Origin of the sequence: Psychrobacillus sp. FSL K6-1464 (assembly GCF_038003145.1) — a bacterium.
Lineage (GTDB): Bacteria > Bacillota > Bacilli > Bacillales_A > Planococcaceae > Psychrobacillus > Psychrobacillus psychrotolerans.
The window spans coordinates 1827294-1842778 of record NZ_JBBOOP010000001.1 but is presented as its reverse complement, the minus strand read 5'-3'; the positions used below and the strand labels follow the sequence as shown (position 1 = coordinate 1842778).

The 15485-nt window shown below is 36.5% G+C and carries 20 protein-coding genes and 1 pseudogene; 15 read left to right on the top strand and 6 right to left on the bottom strand.

What is annotated here, in order from left to right; genetic code table 11:
- The first annotated feature begins 41 nt into the window (after positions 1-41).
- Genes thiM through thiW form a run of 4 tightly spaced genes read left to right on the top strand, consistent with a single transcriptional unit; the run spans position 42 to position 2763 of the window.
- The gene (gene thiM / locus MKX39_RS09060) at positions 42-797 is read left to right on the top strand and encodes a hydroxyethylthiazole kinase (RefSeq protein ID WP_340769247.1); all 756 of its coding nucleotides are present in this window, start codon (positions 42-44) and stop codon (positions 795-797) included.
- Complete coding sequence (thiD, locus tag MKX39_RS09055) at positions 790-1656, top strand: bifunctional hydroxymethylpyrimidine kinase/phosphomethylpyrimidine kinase (RefSeq protein WP_340769246.1); 867 nt, start codon at positions 790-792, stop codon at positions 1654-1656. The genes thiM and thiD overlap by 8 nt, the downstream gene beginning before the upstream one ends.
- Positions 1613-2269 (top strand): thiamine phosphate synthase, encoded by a 657-nt coding sequence (gene thiE / locus MKX39_RS09050; protein WP_340769243.1) that lies wholly within the window; start codon positions 1613-1615, stop codon positions 2267-2269. The genes thiD and thiE overlap by 44 nt, the downstream gene beginning before the upstream one ends.
- Entirely contained in the window at positions 2266-2763 is a 498-nt protein-coding gene (gene thiW, locus MKX39_RS09045; RefSeq protein ID WP_340769240.1) for an energy coupling factor transporter S component ThiW, read from the top strand. Before thiE ends, thiW begins: the two co-directional genes overlap by 4 nt.
- A gap of 103 nt (positions 2764-2866) precedes the next feature.
- Here thiW and MKX39_RS09040 read toward each other — a convergent pair whose 3' ends face one another.
- Entirely contained in the window at positions 2867-3133 is a 267-nt protein-coding gene (locus MKX39_RS09040; protein WP_340769239.1) for a hypothetical protein, read from the bottom strand.
- Between the two features lie 261 nt (positions 3134-3394).
- Here MKX39_RS09040 and MKX39_RS09035 point away from each other — a divergent pair, with 261 nt between their 5' ends.
- The 4 genes from MKX39_RS09035 to MKX39_RS09020 all read left to right on the top strand — a co-directional run bounded on the left by MKX39_RS09035 (position 3395) and on the right by MKX39_RS09020 (position 6343).
- On the top strand, positions 3395-4243 hold the full coding sequence (locus MKX39_RS09035) for an MBL fold metallo-hydrolase (RefSeq protein WP_340769237.1): 849 nt from the start codon (positions 3395-3397) through the stop codon (positions 4241-4243).
- A gap of 331 nt (positions 4244-4574) precedes the next feature.
- The gene (locus MKX39_RS09030) at positions 4575-5285 is read left to right on the top strand and encodes a cytochrome c biogenesis CcdA family protein (protein WP_340769235.1); all 711 of its coding nucleotides are present in this window, start codon (positions 4575-4577) and stop codon (positions 5283-5285) included.
- A 16-nt stretch (positions 5286-5301) separates the two neighbouring features.
- Entirely contained in the window at positions 5302-5667 is a 366-nt protein-coding gene (locus MKX39_RS09025) for a response regulator (protein ID WP_093534162.1), read from the top strand.
- Positions 5668-5842: 175 nt separating this feature from the next.
- Complete coding sequence (locus MKX39_RS09020; RefSeq protein WP_340769233.1) at positions 5843-6343, top strand: CcdC family protein; 501 nt, start codon at positions 5843-5845, stop codon at positions 6341-6343.
- 86 nt (positions 6344-6429) lie between these two features.
- Here the strand turns inward: MKX39_RS09020 and MKX39_RS09015 are convergent.
- Together MKX39_RS09015 and MKX39_RS09010 are read right to left on the bottom strand one after the other, a co-directional pair.
- Positions 6430-6685: pseudogene (locus MKX39_RS09015) on the bottom strand (cupin domain-containing protein); the annotation flags it as partial.
- Between the two features lie 206 nt (positions 6686-6891).
- Positions 6892-7356 carry a DUF2621 family protein gene (locus tag MKX39_RS09010; protein ID WP_340769232.1) on the bottom strand — a complete coding sequence of 155 codons (465 nt, stop codon included), beginning with the start codon at positions 7354-7356 and terminating at the stop codon, positions 6892-6894.
- Between the two features lie 115 nt (positions 7357-7471).
- Here MKX39_RS09010 and MKX39_RS09005 point away from each other — a divergent pair, with 115 nt between their 5' ends.
- The 4 genes from MKX39_RS09005 to MKX39_RS08990 all read left to right on the top strand — a co-directional run bounded on the left by MKX39_RS09005 (position 7472) and on the right by MKX39_RS08990 (position 8807).
- Positions 7472-7687 carry a DUF1659 domain-containing protein gene (locus MKX39_RS09005; protein ID WP_093534168.1) on the top strand — a complete coding sequence of 72 codons (216 nt, stop codon included), beginning with the start codon at positions 7472-7474 and terminating at the stop codon, positions 7685-7687.
- Between the two features lie 24 nt (positions 7688-7711).
- Positions 7712-7924 carry a DUF2922 domain-containing protein gene (locus MKX39_RS09000; protein WP_093534170.1) on the top strand — a complete coding sequence of 71 codons (213 nt, stop codon included), beginning with the start codon at positions 7712-7714 and terminating at the stop codon, positions 7922-7924.
- Positions 7925-7989: 65 nt separating this feature from the next.
- Positions 7990-8112 carry a YvrJ family protein gene (locus MKX39_RS08995; RefSeq protein ID WP_340769231.1) on the top strand — a complete coding sequence of 41 codons (123 nt, stop codon included), beginning with the start codon at positions 7990-7992 and terminating at the stop codon, positions 8110-8112.
- 104 nt (positions 8113-8216) lie between these two features.
- Complete coding sequence (locus tag MKX39_RS08990) at positions 8217-8807, top strand: SCO family protein (protein ID WP_340769230.1); 591 nt, start codon at positions 8217-8219, stop codon at positions 8805-8807.
- Positions 8808-8843: 36 nt separating this feature from the next.
- Here MKX39_RS08990 and mscL read toward each other — a convergent pair whose 3' ends face one another.
- Positions 8844-9221 (bottom strand): large conductance mechanosensitive channel protein MscL, encoded by a 378-nt coding sequence (gene mscL / locus MKX39_RS08985; protein ID WP_093534174.1) that lies wholly within the window; start codon positions 9219-9221, stop codon positions 8844-8846.
- Positions 9222-9449: 228 nt separating this feature from the next.
- Here mscL and MKX39_RS08980 point away from each other — a divergent pair, with 228 nt between their 5' ends.
- Positions 9450-10118 carry a lytic transglycosylase domain-containing protein gene (locus MKX39_RS08980; protein ID WP_340762309.1) on the top strand — a complete coding sequence of 223 codons (669 nt, stop codon included), beginning with the start codon at positions 9450-9452 and terminating at the stop codon, positions 10116-10118.
- A gap of 40 nt (positions 10119-10158) precedes the next feature.
- Here the strand turns inward: MKX39_RS08980 and MKX39_RS08975 are convergent, their stop codons facing one another.
- Together MKX39_RS08975 and yfkAB are read right to left on the bottom strand one after the other, a co-directional pair.
- Complete coding sequence (locus tag MKX39_RS08975) at positions 10159-10410, bottom strand: GlsB/YeaQ/YmgE family stress response membrane protein (protein ID WP_093534178.1); 252 nt, start codon at positions 10408-10410, stop codon at positions 10159-10161.
- A 497-nt stretch (positions 10411-10907) separates the two neighbouring features.
- The gene (yfkAB, locus tag MKX39_RS08970; RefSeq protein ID WP_419958444.1) at positions 10908-12026 is read right to left on the bottom strand and encodes a radical SAM/CxCxxxxC motif protein YfkAB; all 1119 of its coding nucleotides are present in this window, start codon (positions 12024-12026) and stop codon (positions 10908-10910) included.
- A 129-nt stretch (positions 12027-12155) separates the two neighbouring features.
- Between yfkAB and MKX39_RS08965 the strand changes: the two genes are divergently transcribed.
- Together MKX39_RS08965 and acnA are read left to right on the top strand one after the other, a co-directional pair.
- Positions 12156-12653, top strand: a complete 498-nt coding sequence (locus MKX39_RS08965; protein WP_340769229.1) for a DinB family protein — start codon at positions 12156-12158, stop codon at positions 12651-12653.
- Between the two features lie 121 nt (positions 12654-12774).
- Entirely contained in the window at positions 12775-15483 is a 2709-nt protein-coding gene (gene acnA, locus MKX39_RS08960; protein WP_093534182.1) for an aconitate hydratase AcnA, read from the top strand.
- Positions 15484-15485 lie beyond the last annotated feature (2 nt).

The following is a 15485-nucleotide window of genomic DNA, read 5'->3' as shown; positions in this document are numbered from 1 at the left end:
TTGAGAAAGACAATCTTGGGATGTGGAAGGGGAAGTTGTTGATGAATGTATCTATACGTGAACAATCACCAATCGTACATTGTATGACAAACAAAGTCGTGGCGAATTTTCAAGCCAATGGATTGCTTGCTATTGGAGCATCACCGATTATGGGAGATGAAGAAAGAGAAGTGGAAGAACTAGTCACACTCTCCAATGTTCTCTCATTGAATATTGGCACTATAAATGAACGAACGTACAGCAGTATGCTAGTGGCTGGAAGAGTTGCAAATCAAATAGGAATCCCTGTAGTGCTTGACCCCGTCGGAGTGGGAGCTACTCGATATCGTCTTCAAGCGGTGGATAGACTTCTAGATGAAGTCAAAATAAATTTAATACGATGTAATACTGGTGAACTGGCGTCACTTATGAAAAAAGAATGGGCTTCCAAGGGAGTAGATTCAGGGAACGGACAACTTGATCGAAAAGAAGAGGCTATGGCTTTAGCTAGACAAAAAGAGTGCATAGTAGTTGTGACAGGAGAAGAAGACATTGTGACGGATGGAAGTTGTTTGAAGACAGTAAGAGCAGGGCACGTTCGAATGACAACAGTAACTGGAACAGGCTGCTTACTGAGTAGTATTTTAGGAGCTCACCTTGCCTTGACATCTAAAAACCATGTAGAACTTTTGAGTAGTGCTTTGTACGAATATGGAGCGTCAGGAGAAGAGGCTGCAGAGAAAACAGAATATTCCGGGGCATTTCAACAAGCTTTTCTTGATCGATTAAGTGCAAGAGGATGGAGATACGATGTCTGATTCAATGCCATGTGTTTTAACGATTGCAGGTTCTGACTCAGGTGGAGGAGCCGGGATACAAGCAGATATAAAATCTTTTCAAGAACGAGATGTATTTGGAACGAGTGTTATTACAGCAATCACTGCTCAAAACACTTGCGGGGTGCAAGGTGTCTATCCCGTAGAAGCAAAAGCTGTCCATCAACAGCTCCAATCTGTTGGAGAGGATTTCTTCATTTCAGCAGTTAAAACTGGGATGCTCTTTAACACAGATACAATCGTTCTTGTCGCGAATGCAATATCAGAGTACAGGTGGAAAAATATCGTCGTCGATCCCGTGATGGTTTCAACAAGTGGACATATCTTGTTAGAGGAGGAAGCGATTGATACCTTGAAAACGAAACTCTTCCCTTTAGCACGTATCGTCACACCAAACATACCAGAAGCTGAGCATCTAACAGGATTAAAAATTGAAAAAGATATAGATATTTTAAAGGCTGCAGAAAGAATTTTATCGATGGGTGTCAAATCGGTGCTTATCAAGGGTGGTCATAAAAAGGACGAATATGCAGAAGACGTATATGTTGACGAAAAAGGCGTATGTATCCGTTTCAGTTCAAAGCGAATCGATACAAAAAATACGCACGGAACAGGCTGTACCTTCAGTGCAGTCCTCACAGCTGAATTGGGTAAGAGAAATAATATTGATGAAGCATTGATGACCTCCAAAAGATACATTCAATCTGCAATCGAAAACGTTATCTCATTCGGACAAGGGCATGGTCCTACTAACCACGGAGCCTATAGAAAAAAAGGCATAAAGGAGAGGATTATTAGTGTTCAAGAAACCATCGATTTATTTCATAATGGGGACAGCTAATGTGAAGGATGAGGAACCGTTGACGGTTCTAGAGGACGCATTACAGGCAGGAATCACGCACTTCCAATTACGCGAAAAAGGGAAAGGTGCACTAGTTGGTAGCGAATTAGTTGCATTTGCTCAAGCGTGTAAAAGACTATGTAAAATCTATGGTGTACCATTTATTGTGAATGATGATGTTGAACTTGCACTATCCGTCCAAGCTGACGGAATCCACCTCGGGCAAGGAGATTGGAAGGAAGGGGTGAAAGAAGTCATCACAAGCAAAGGGATGGTTCTTGGTCGCTCAGTACATACCATGCACGAAGCGGAAGATGCTATTCGCTCAGGTGCAGATTATTTAGGAGTAGGATCGGTGTTCCCTACTCTTACAAAGCCAGATGCTGAACATGAGGTGGGTGCTTCCACTTCCCTTATTCGGGAACTCCATGAGTGCTTTCCTAACATTCCAGTTATAGGTATAGGCGGAATTGAACCGTCAAATGTTCATGTTGTCTGGGAAGCAGGTGCGACAGGCGTAGCGGTTATTTCTTGTATTTGTAAAACGAGTGATCGAAGAGAAGTGATATCAAGACTTTCACCTCCGCTTAAAATAGAGAGGCGGGCACGATGAAATCACAAAAGTTGGTGCTAATGGCGATGTTTGTGTCCATAGGAGTATTAGGGTCTGCATTTATTTGGTTTCCTGCTGGCATAGCAAAAGCGTATCCTATTCAACACGTAATAAATGTGTTGTCTGCAGTTTTTTTGGGACCTATAGGAGCCGTTGGTGTTGCACTGATGACTGCAGTCATACGGATTTTCACAGGTACAGGTTCACTTCTAGCTATTCCTGGTGGAATCATTGGAGCCCTGCTTGCAGGTGTTCTGTATAAAATCACAGGTAGAGTAGGAATGGCGGTAGTTGGTGAAATTGTTGGCACAGGATTGTTAGCATCTTTAGTTGCAGTTCCCTACGCAAAAGTTTTTATGGGAACAGAATTCGGCGCATTGTTTTTTGTTCCAGCATTTTTTGCCTCTAGTCTAAGTGGGGCTTTGATTGCTTGGATTATTGCTAAGAGAATTGAAAGAAGCTCGATACGGTTAGTTGACCACTCATTAAAATAGAAGTGTTTGCATTAGTTAGGGACCTGCCCTCTACATATTTTGCAAATTTATACACATAAATAAAAAAACAGCTTGTGATTTATTAATCATCAAGCTGTTTTTGTCAAATTACATTACCCCTTATAATTTTACCGATGACAACCTCATGAACTTCTCCTTTATTTTTGAAATACCCTCTATAAACCGTATACCAAAAGTCGGTTACTATATTAGATTTTTTGCGTTTACTTCTAGCTTGTTCAAATGGAATGTCGGTAGTTTTGAAAAGCTCTGGGGGACCTTGAACAGAACGGTGACTAGTATAAGTAATATTAATCGTTTTCTTATTAACACCTGTAACAATTCCTACATTTCCATCTTTTGATTCCACAATCTTTCCAGTAATACATTGTCAATTTTATTGTAAATTACGGTCGAACATAGAACTAAAAAACAATTCACACTAATAATTTCAGAATTTTCATAAAGAACAGTTTTTATTGTGTTATAATTTTCCGTAGTGTAAAAGGAGGTACAGGTCCAATGGTAAAAAAATAAAATGAGAAAATCTTAAAATGTTTTATTAACCTTAGTATAAACGTGTAGATTTTCTCTTTCATGGAATTAATATCTAGAATAGAGGAGACATAACATGTTAAATAAATTAAGTAATACTATTTATTATTTATCTAATCAAGATAATAACGAAAGACCAACATTAGGATTGGTATGTGGTGATAGTTATAGTTTAATCATCGATTCAGGTAATTCACCTCAGCATGCTAAAGACTTTTTACTAGAAATCGAGAAGCTAAATGTACCACCAGTTAAATATGTTGCTATTACCCATGCACATTGGGATCACTTTCTAGGAATGAATGAATTTGATGCAACTGTTATTGTTAATAGTCAAACAAACGAAATCATAAAAGAATGGCAAAGTTTTTCCTATGACGATCGTTCTCTCAAGAGCTATGTGAATACTAATCAAATGAGTGCTATGTGTATGAATATTATACAAACTGATATGCCAAACAGGAATAGTTTTAAGCTAAAATCTCCAGATGTAATCTTTGAAAGAACATTAACTATTGATTTGGGTAATAAAGTTTGCATACTTGAAAAAATTAAAAGTACTCATTCGGAGGACTCTACGGTCATTTACATCCCTGATGAAAAAGTTGTTTTTTTAGGTGATTGTGCATATGGTACAACGACAAATTCTTTATTTCATTTCAAGCAATCATTGTTATTACCAATGATTAAAGATATTCAAAAATATAATGCTGAAATGTTTTTACTTGGTCATGAATCGATCTGTGATTCTACTGAAATGGATATATATTGGAGAGAGTTAACAAGATCAAGTCAAGTTGTAAAATCGTCCTCACTAGAAGATGCTTTAGAGTGTTTTAAGGCAGAAAATAAAAGGGACCCTAATAATAATGAATTATTTTTCATAAAAGCATTTGTTAATGACCATATTATTCAATTACAATAACTCTATAGAATACATCATTTAAATATAAAAATTAGCCACCTCATTTAAAAATTGAAATGAGGTGGCTTTTAATGACTGAGTTTTTTTCTCATTTTTCCTTATTATGAATTATTTACTTTTCCTGCCTTTCGAAAAGGTGGAATATTTGCTAAACTTAAAAAGTCTTATAATCTAATCTTTAAAAGCATATTTTATATATGGATTTTCATCACTATGAAGGAACTGTAGCTTCTCTGTTTAAAAGAGTCAAAAAGCTGTCACAAGCAATTATGAGGTCAAATAGGAGGAAATTTGATACGATAGGTACAGTAAATCGGAAAGGTTGACTGCCGTGAGTACAGACGTAAACCTTCTATTGGCATTTGGTGCAGGGTTTTTAAGCTTCATATCTCCTTGTACGCTACCATTGTATCCTGCATTTTTATCATACATTACAGGAATGTCATTAGAAGAAATAAAAACAGATAAAAAATTAATGCAAAAAAGAGGAATGCTTCATACGTTATTCTTCTTACTAGGTTTTTCTATCATCTTTGTTGCGATAGGGTTTGCAACATCTCTGGTAGGTACATTTTTCATCCAATATGATGATTTACTTCGTCAAATTGGAGCAATATTCATTGTTATCTTCGGATTAATCATTGTAGGCGTATTTAAGCCAGAGTTTTTAATGAAAGAAAAAAAAGTTCAATTTAAAAATCGTCCGGCTGGTTATATAGGTACTATTTTAATCGGAATGGCATTTGCTGCAGGATGGACACCATGTACTGGACCCATATTAGCTGCCGTTATCGTAATGGCAGGATCCAATCCTGATGCTGGTATGTGGTATATGCTTGCTTATGTATTTGGGTTCGCAATTCCATTTTTCGTATTGTCATTCTTTGTAACGCGACTTAACTGGATACGTAAAAATAGTAATTTAATCGTTAAAGTTGGCGGTTATATTATGATTGCACTTGGATTGATTTTATTTTTTGATGGATTAACGTATATTATTCGTATATTAAGTCCAATTTTTGGAGACTTCACTGGATTTTAACAGGAGGAATTATGCAATGCCAACAGTATTAGTAGTAGATGATGCGGTATTTATGCGCACAACGATTAAGAGAATGCTAGAAAATCATCAGTTTGAGGTTGTTGGCGAAGCAGCTAATGGAGAGGAAGCTGTAAATCTGTATAAGCAGCTTCTGCCAGATGTCGTAACGATGGATGTCACAATGCCTGGTATGAATGGTATAGAAGCTGTAAAAGAAATTATTGCGGAATTTCCTGCAGCCAAAATAGTAATGGTAACCGCGTTAGGGCAACAAAAACTAATCGTTGATGCTTTGGAACTTGGAGCAAAAGACTTCATTACGAAACCTTTCGATCCAGATCGAATTGTGAATGTGTTACATAATGTTACTTCGGATATATAGTAACATCATGCCGGTTTATCAGGCTGTAATACCCCGACAAAAAGAGAACACATATCGAGAGTCAGGGGAGAACTGCCTGTGTAAACCCTTATGGTCTACACATCCGTCCTTGTTAAGCGAAGTACCCCTGATGGATGAATCACTTTAAACAACTAAAAGATATGGGGAATTACAAATGTTAGATAAAATATCTCCAAATATGATGCTTATTGCTTCCACCGTAGTAGCCATTGGCATGGGAATTCTTGTTACAACTGTTCGTGCAAAATCTGCTAAACAACCAGCAAGCGTGAAAAAGATATTATTACCGCCAATGTTCATGTCCACTGGTGCATTGATGTTCGTGTTTCCTTATTTCCGTGTTAACTTAATGGAGTTTTTGGAAGCAATTGCGGCAGGATTACTTTTCTCCATTTTTCTAATTTGGACATCGAAATTTGAAAGTAGAGACGGAGAAATATATTTAAAACAATCCAAAGCATTTATATTCATTTTGTTTGGCTTGTTGATCGTACGCATCATTAGTAAAGTATTATTAAGCTCAACTATTGAAATTGGCGCTCTTAGTGGTATGTTTTGGATATTAGCTTTTGGTATGATTGTTCCATGGAGACTTGCCATGTACCTGCAATTTAAAAAAATACAAAATCAAACCGAAAAAGTGAGCACCCTGTAATTTAGGAATGCTCGCTTTTTTGAGTATATAGAATATAAAGCTAGAGTCCCCTCTATATCAAAGAAGGATTCGATGTTAAGAACTACTTAATCATCTTTATACTCATAGCCTGAAAACCTTACTACTTCCCACTTTTGTTTTCGAAGAGAGTTCATAACCTCTTCCCCTATGTTTAAATTACTTTCCACGATGTTTTTAGGAGTTAATGCCATCCACTGTGTCAGAGTTTGGGTACCAATGCATTTCCCTTATAGCTCCTGGCAAAATTTCTACAAGTGCTGCTGAAATCAATTCAGACACAGGAAAATTCCTTGAATCTACAACACGTACTGAACCTCCAGGAGGAGGTGGGGAAATAGCGCTCAAAGAAATGGTCCTTAACCTATTGTTAATAAAAAGAAACTATCTTGAACAATACTGTTCAAAATAGTTTCTTTTCTTGTGCTCTAACTTTACTAGGTTATTACTACCTTAATTGAGAGCGTATTCTTCTCTACTAATTTAATGATATGAGTAATATCTATACAATAAGAACACTTACAGGTTTGTTATCTCTGGATTGATTGCGTAGGCTTGTCTTTAGACAATTCAAAGTACTTGTTATAAGGAGTTACATCAATATCCATCTCGGCAAGCTTTTTACGTAGAAATTTATGATCTCTCTTTGGAGTTGCAATGATATATCCGCGTATTAATAACTCTTGCGTAATGGATTTAGCTTTTTCTTCTAAAGCCAACTGTCCTATTTTCCCTGCTATTTTTTGTTTCGCAACAGGTCTGAATAGATCTGGAACTGGTGTAACTAATTCGTTGAGCAGATGCTTTTGCTCATCATTCCAAAGATGGATTGTTTGATCTACATAATATTCTTCCCAATCCAAATCTGATTTCCCATCTTGCTTAGGCAGTGACTTACCAAACTTGCGGAACATAAAGAAGCCGCCAATTCCCATAAGTACCACTAATAGGACAACCCAAAAAAGAATAAACCATAAAAACCAACCTTCTAGCAAACTATTCACCTCATTCTCTAATACTCAGTATAAGTTGTTCCGTAAAATATTTCATCCTCCATGTATCCTTTCTGTTAAAAAAGTTCTATCTACTAATTGAAAGGAGGGGATAGACATGGCAAACCTAGAGTATAAACATGCAGTATTAAGACTCATTTTTGAAGGAGGAATAACTGAAGAAGGTAAGATGATTTTAAAGTCAAAAACCTATCGTAATGTTCGAGCAAATGTAACAGCAGACCAACTGGATACTGTTGCATTAACACTTAGTTCCTTTTCCGAAAGACCATACATCGGAGCTGAGAAAGTAGAAACTATGCAGGTAATCTAATAATGAGAGAGGAGACTGGAGAAAATGAGTAAAACACTACAACTACAGTTCGAAACAGCGCGCGGAAAAAATGTTACATTAACAGTAGATGAACCGAGAAGTAATCTAACAGAAGCAGAAATGCAAACAGGTATGGAAACAATTATTTCAAGTAATGCTTTTCAATCGGATGGTTCTCCTTTGGCGGTTATTAAAAGTGCCAAGATTGTGGACCGAACAGTAACCGAAATTATTTAACTTTTGAAGACTCTCCAGAAATGGAGAGTCTTTTTAAAAGAATAAAATGGATGGGTGTGAATAATATGGAGCAGTGGCTAAGTGTAATTCAAGATGTTGGCTTTCCCATCTTTGTATCATTTTATTTGATGCATAGAGTAGAAACAAAACTAGAGGAGATTAATAACGTCCTGTTATCATTAAATTAGTGCATTTATTCACAGAAATGTTGGAATAAATAAGACAATGTAGTTGAAGGTATAAAATTGTTTCGTTAAGATGAGGGTATGAAGAGAAAAGCGAGGTCTCAGGAATGAAGAAGTTATTTATATTATTATGTATTTCGGCAATTGTTCTTGTTGGCTGCGGTAGCAGCGGCAATTTTGAAGCACAGACTAACTGGGAAGTTTCCGAGTTCGATTATGATAATCAGCGTGGGGAAACTGTTTCTTTAGAGGATTTAAAAGGCACAGTCTGGTTATCCACATTTATTTTCACAGATTGTGAAACTGTATGTCCTCCAATGACATACAATATGAGCGATATTCAAGCGATGTTGAGTGAAAAGGGTATTGAGGATTACAAAATTGTAGCATTTAGTGTGGACCCAGAAGTGGATACACCCGAAAAGCTCCAAGAATATATCGCAAATTATGATGTAATAGATGAAAGTAAATGGGAACTTTTAACTGGCTATACGCAAGAGCATATTAGTGGCTTTGCAGCAGATTCTTTTAAGACCTTAGTTCGAGATGATCCGAATACAAACCAAGTTATTCATGGAACTTCTTTCTATTTAGTCGACCAAAACGGGATAGTCGTAAAAAATTATAGTGGCAATACAGAAGTGCCAAAAGAAGAAATTGTCATTGATGTGGAAACATTAATTGAAGATGGAAAATAAAAATCAGCCTTTCCAAATGGAGAGGCTGATTTTTATTTAGGCATTATTTTGCTTTTTTAACAAATCTCTAATCTCTTCCAACAATACCTCTTTCGAGTCAACGGGAGGAGCTTCTTCTGTAATAGCTACAGCATCTTCTTTACGTTTAAATTTAGATATTAATCGAATAAACATGAAAATAGCAAAAGCAATAACGATAAAATCAAAAACGGATTGTATGAAATTCCCGTATAAAATTTCTTTATAATGTAAAGAAGAAAACTTACCACTAGGAAGTAATAAACCAATAGTAGGCATAATTATATGTTCTACTAATGATGTTACGATCTTACCAAATGCTGCTCCAATAACAACAGCAATTGCTAAATCTAGTACATTTCCTTTAAAAGCAAACTCTTTGAAGTCTTTCCACATATTTTTCACCTCCGTATTGTCATACTACAAAAGAATCTCTTATTTGTATATATCGACAAACTTCGCATTTTTACTATTGTTTGTAGGGATATTGTGCTATTGTTATAATCTATATAATAATCAGTTAGTTGGGAATACTGGATGAATGTGCTCTTTATAGTAATGTTAATTTTAAAATGGTTAGAGTAGTCTTTTACAGCAATATAAGTAGAATAGGTGAATAAATAGATGAAGAAACAAAAGGGAATATCTTATAAAACAAAGGGTTGGATGATCGTATTACTTCTTCCTATTACGATAACTATCTATATACTAGCAATTATAGGTTGGCAACAATTGGTGAAAATACCTGTGGTACAAGAATGGGCGGAAATTATTAATAGTAGCACTGCAAAATTGGATGTGCCTACCGAATATATTGAATTGTATAAAAAAGCAGAAGACAATTATGGGGTGCCATGGACTTTATTAGCCGCTCATCATCGGATTGAAACTAGATTTTCTACAATGGATCCGTTACTTTCTCCAGCCGGCGCTGAAGGGCATTTGCAATTTATGCCATGTACGTTTGTTGGTTGGTCACATCCAAGCTGTGGGGGACTAGGCAAGGGGGATATCCCGGAAAAAGATAAAATTAGTCCAGCGATTATCGAACAATACGGTGGGTACGGGGTAGATGCTAATAACGATGGGAAAGCAGATCCATATGATCTAGAGGATGCTATATTTAGTGCTGCCAATTATCTCGCAGCAAGTGGGGCGGCGGATGGGGAGATAGAAAAAGCCGTTTTCAACTATAATCACAGCGAGAAATATGTGGAAGACGTACTTCACTTCTATCATTTGTACGAGAGTCAAGTAAAAGATCTACAAGCAGCAGCATATTCTTCGCAGTAAAAAAGGAAGTACTCAATTGAGTACTTCCTTTTTTTAATTATTACGCTTTACGCATAGCTTTTAAAATAAAGCTTAAGATCAGTACTAAAATAATTGCACCGATTAATGCTGGAATAATTGCCATATCCCAGATAACTGGACCCATGTCAGGGAATATTAATCCACCGATCCATGCACCAATGATACCTGCGATGATGTTACCAATAATTCCTCCTGGTATATCTTTACCTAAAATAAGTCCTGCTAACCAACCGATGATACCACCGATTATTAAGTATAAAATGAATCCCATCTTTTCCATCTCCTTATGAATGTATTATTGCTTCACACTCTTTATATATCCATCCTACACAACTAATAAACCTAAGTTTATTATTTTTATTTATAATACTGCATATGGATGTTAGAAGTGCCTTAAAAGTCAGTGATATCAAGATATCCAGATGCATGTAACGCTTTTACAAATTCAACATTTTTACAAATTAAGTCCTTAAAAAAAGTAATTCAAATTTTCAAAATGTTTTGCGTTCTAAAGGATTTTGCATTATAATGTAAAAAAGGAGTGGAGATCATGGATATTCGATTAAACAAAAGATTAAACAAGCAAGGAGTAGTCATTGCAATTCTCCATACAATCATAATTTTAAACTTAACCATTGACTTTTTCTTCATCCATTAAACTTATGTAAAGGGCAGTTTGCAGCTGCCCTTTACAATGTACTCTATAGTAGTATGAACTAAATTTATCAAAAAATGCCTTGCATGTTGAAAAACATGCAAGGCATTTTCTTATTTAACAGATCCACTCATAAACTGTTCATCTTTATAATACATATTCTTCACTAAAATATTTGGCCCTAAGCATTTTACAGCTGGACAATGGCAATTGAGTGATTTAGAAAGAGGCGAAGCAAGCCATTTCTCAAAAATATCAGGAAGCGTATCCGTTTGAATATTCCCTAAAGCTGGTGCGTCTCCAAAATCAGTGACAATCACCTCGCCAGTAAATATGCTTACATTCAAACGGGAACGACCATCAGGATCATTTCTAGTGGAAACATTTTTTGAATGACGCAGTCTCTCTAAAAGCTGAATACTTTTATCATTTTGGCTACATGGATAAAATGGTAAGGTTCCAAATAACATCCACACATTGTCATCACGGAAATCTAAAATCTGTTCAATTGCTTCATGCGTTTCTTCTAAAGTTAAGGTAGTTAACGCACTGGCGAAGTCGGATGGGTACATAGGATGTATTTCGTGCCGTGCACATTTCATCTCTTCTACTACTTGTTTATGTATATGCTCTAGATAGGGAAGAGTTTTTTTGTTCAACATCGTTTCTGCTGAAACCATCACTCCCGCTTCTGAAAGCATACGACTATTGTCAATCATTCGTTGAAAAAGTTTAGCTCGCTGTTCATAGGAAGGTTTTCTCTCCATCATGGCAAATCCAGTTTCGACAAATTCATCTACGGTTCCCCAGTTATGAGAAATATGTAATACATCTAAGAAAGGCGCAATCATTAAGTAACGTTCAGGCTCCAGCGTAAGATTTGAATTCATCTGCGTACGAACACCTCTACTATGAGCATACTTTAATAGAGGAAGGACATAATTATTAATGGACTTTTTAGACAGCATAGGTTCTCCACCAGTGATGCTTATCGTTTTTAAGTGGGGGATTTCTTCTAAACGTTGGAGGATTAGTTCTATTGGAATTGCTTCGGGATCTTTCGTTTGTAATGTATATCCTACTGCGCAATGGGCACAGCGCATATTACATAAAGTAGTTGTCGTAAATTCAATATTACTTAAAGTTAGCTTTCCAAACTGCTCCATGTCTCGATATGCTTCCCATGGATCATTCATTGGATTCATTGTTTTCTTGGTTTTCATTTCAATCATTATTTAAACTTCCTTTCAATAGTGTATTGTCGCATATTTTAAGGAAAAAGAAAATAACGGACGATTGTTGCTTGTTTGTCACTTATAATGGGTATAAAGAAAGTACAACGCAGGGAGTGGAGGAATTATATGTTTATAGAAAAAATTAATGAAATTAGAAAGAACTTATTCAAACAAATCGATTCACTAACAAACGAGCAATTTAACGAAAAACCGGATAAAGACTCATGGTCTCCTAAAGAAATCGTCGATCATTTAGTGAAAATGGAACAAACCATCATTACAGGCATACAACAAGAGCTTGCAAACCCGACAAGCCCTAAAGCAAAGAAAAAACCAATAAAGCTATCTACATTAAGAATAGTAAAAGTGAAGGCTCCATCTTATACAGTTCCGTCCAGTGACTATAAAAGGACAGAAGAAATGAAATCGCAGCTACATCAAGTGAGAATGGAACTACTAGCTCTCTATAAATCGAACAATTCTACTGTATTAGAAGAAAAATCATTAAAACACCCTATTTTTGGACAAGTTCCACTCATACAGTGGTTTGAATTTACGGGTTTACATGAAAAAAGACATGCAAAGCAATTAGAAAAGACTATTGAAAAAATAAAAGGTCATTAATAATAGTTATGACTTATAATAATTTTAATCTAATTTACTTATCAAGTATATTCTTGTATGATTAGTAGTGGAGAAAAGTCACTTAACAAACACTTTTCAATAGATCTTAGGAGGAATACAAATGGCAAAAAGTAATTTACACAATAGCCGTACTTCGTTTTCTCTAAATGGTAAAGAGTATAACTACTATCGTTTAGCAGCACTAGAAGAAGCTGGCATCGCAAAAGTTTCACGCCTTCCTTATTCAATCAAAGTATTATTAGAATCTGTTTTACGTCAATATGATGGCTATGTTATTAAAGAAGATCATGTAAACCAATTAGCAAAATGGGGTAAAGATGCTAATACAGAAGCAGAAGTACCTTTTAAACCTTCACGCGTTGTACTTCAAGATTTCACAGGAGTACCAGTAGTTGTAGATTTAGCATCACTTCGTTCAGCGATGAATGAAATGGGTGGAAATCCAGACAAAATCAACCCTGCTATTCCAGTAGATCTTGTAATCGATCACTCGGTACAAGTAGATAAATACGGTACTGCATCAGCTTTACAAGCTAATATGGATCTTGAATTTGAGCGTAATGCAGAGCGTTACAACTTCTTGAAATGGGCTCAAACTTCATATGATAATTTCCGTGCTGTACCTCCAGCAACTGGTATCGTTCACCAAGTTAACTTAGAGTACCTAGCACCAATCGTACATGTTAACGAAGGTACTGATGGCACTTTGGAAACCTTCCCAGATTCAGTAGTAGGTACTGACTCCCATACAACAATGATCAATGGTCTTGGCGTACTTGGATGGGGTGTAGGTGGTATTGAAGCGGAAGCAGGAATGCTTGGTCAACCTTCATACTTCCCAATTCCCGAAGTAATCGGCGTTAAATTAGTTGGAGACCTTCCAAACGGAACTACTGCAACTGATTTAGCACTTAAAGTGACGCAAGTATTACGTCAAAAAGGTGTTGTAGGTAAATTTGTTGAGTTCTTCGGACCAGGTGTATCTAAATTACCTTTAGCTGACCGTGCAACAATTGCGAACATGGCTCCTGAATATGGTGCTACATGTGGTTACTTTGCAATTGATGAAGAATCTATCAACTATTTACGTCTAACGGGACGTGATGAAGAGCATATTGCTGTAGTAGAAGCTTACTTAAAAGCAAATGATATGTTCTTTGATCCAACTCTAGAACCTGTTTATACAGACGTTGTAGAGATCGATCTTGGAGATATCGTAGCAAACCTTTCTGGACCAAAACGTCCACAAGATTTAATTCCACTTACAGATATGAAAGTTCGTTACCGTGAGTCAGTTGTTGCTCCACAAGGCACACAAGGTTTCGGTCTATCTGAAAAAGAATTTGACAAAACAGCTACTGCTAAATTTGCAGAAGGTGATGTAGAAATTCCAACAGGGGCTGTAGCAATTGCTGCAATCACTTCTTGTACAAATACATCTAACCCATATGTAATGTTAGCTGCTGGTTTAGTTGCTAAAAAAGCAGTAGAAAAAGGACTTACAGTTCCAGCTTACGTTAAAACTTCTCTAGCTCCAGGATCTAAAGTAGTTACTGGTTATTTAGAGGATTCTGGTCTAAACGTGTTCCTTGACAAAATCGGATTCAATACAGTTGGATACGGTTGTACAACTTGTATCGGTAACTCAGGACCATTATTACCTGAAATTGAAAAAGCAATTATTGACGAAGATCTTTTCGTAACGTCTGTTCTTTCTGGTAACCGTAACTTTGAAGGTCGTGTACATCCACTTGTGAAAGCAAACTATTTAGCTTCACCACCATTGGTAGTAGCTTATGCACTTGCTGGAACTGTAGATATCGACCTTGAAAAAGATTCATTCGGTACGGACAAAGATGGCAACGAAGTATTCTTTGCTGATATCTGGCCGTCAACAGAAGAAGTAAATGAAGTACTTTCAACGGTTGTTACTCGTGAATTATTCCAAAAAGAATATGCACGTGTATTTGATGAGAACGAAGCTTGGAATGCTATTGAAACGTCAACTGAATCTTTATATTCATTTAATGACAAGTCAACATACATTCAAAACCCACCATTCTTCCAAGGATTATCTAAAGAGCCTGGTGCTATCCAATCACTAGATAAAATGCGCGTAGTAGCTAAATTTGGGGATTCGATTACAACAGACCATATTTCACCAGCTGGTGCAATTGGTAAAGATACTCCAGCAGGTAAATACTTGCGCGAAAATGGGGTTGAAATACGCGACTTTAACTCATACGGTTCACGTCGTGGTAACCATGAAGTAATGATGCGTGGTACATTTGCAAACATACGTATTCGTAACCAAGTAGCTCCAGGTACAGAAGGTGGATATACAACTTACTGGCCAACAGGCGAAATTATGCCTATCTATGATGCAGCTATGAAGTATCAAGAAACGAATACTGGTTTAGTAGTTCTTGGTGGAAAAGATTACGGTATGGGATCTTCTCGTGACTGGGCTGCTAAAGGAACAAACCTATTAGGCATTAAAGCTGTTATTACAGAAAGCTTTGAGCGTATTCACCGTTCTAACCTAGTTATGATGGGTGTATTACCACTTAACTTCTTACCAGGAGAAAACGTTGAGTCATTAGGCTTAACTGGTAAAGAAGAAATCAGTATTAATATTGCAGAAGGTGTTAAACCTCGTGATATTTTACAAGTTACAGCTAAAGCTGAAGACGGAACTGAAAAAGTATTCAACGTACTTGCTCGTTTCGATTCAGAAGTAGAAGTAGACTACTACCGTCATGGTGGTATCCTACAAATGGTATTACGTAACAAAATGTTAGAAGCATAAGA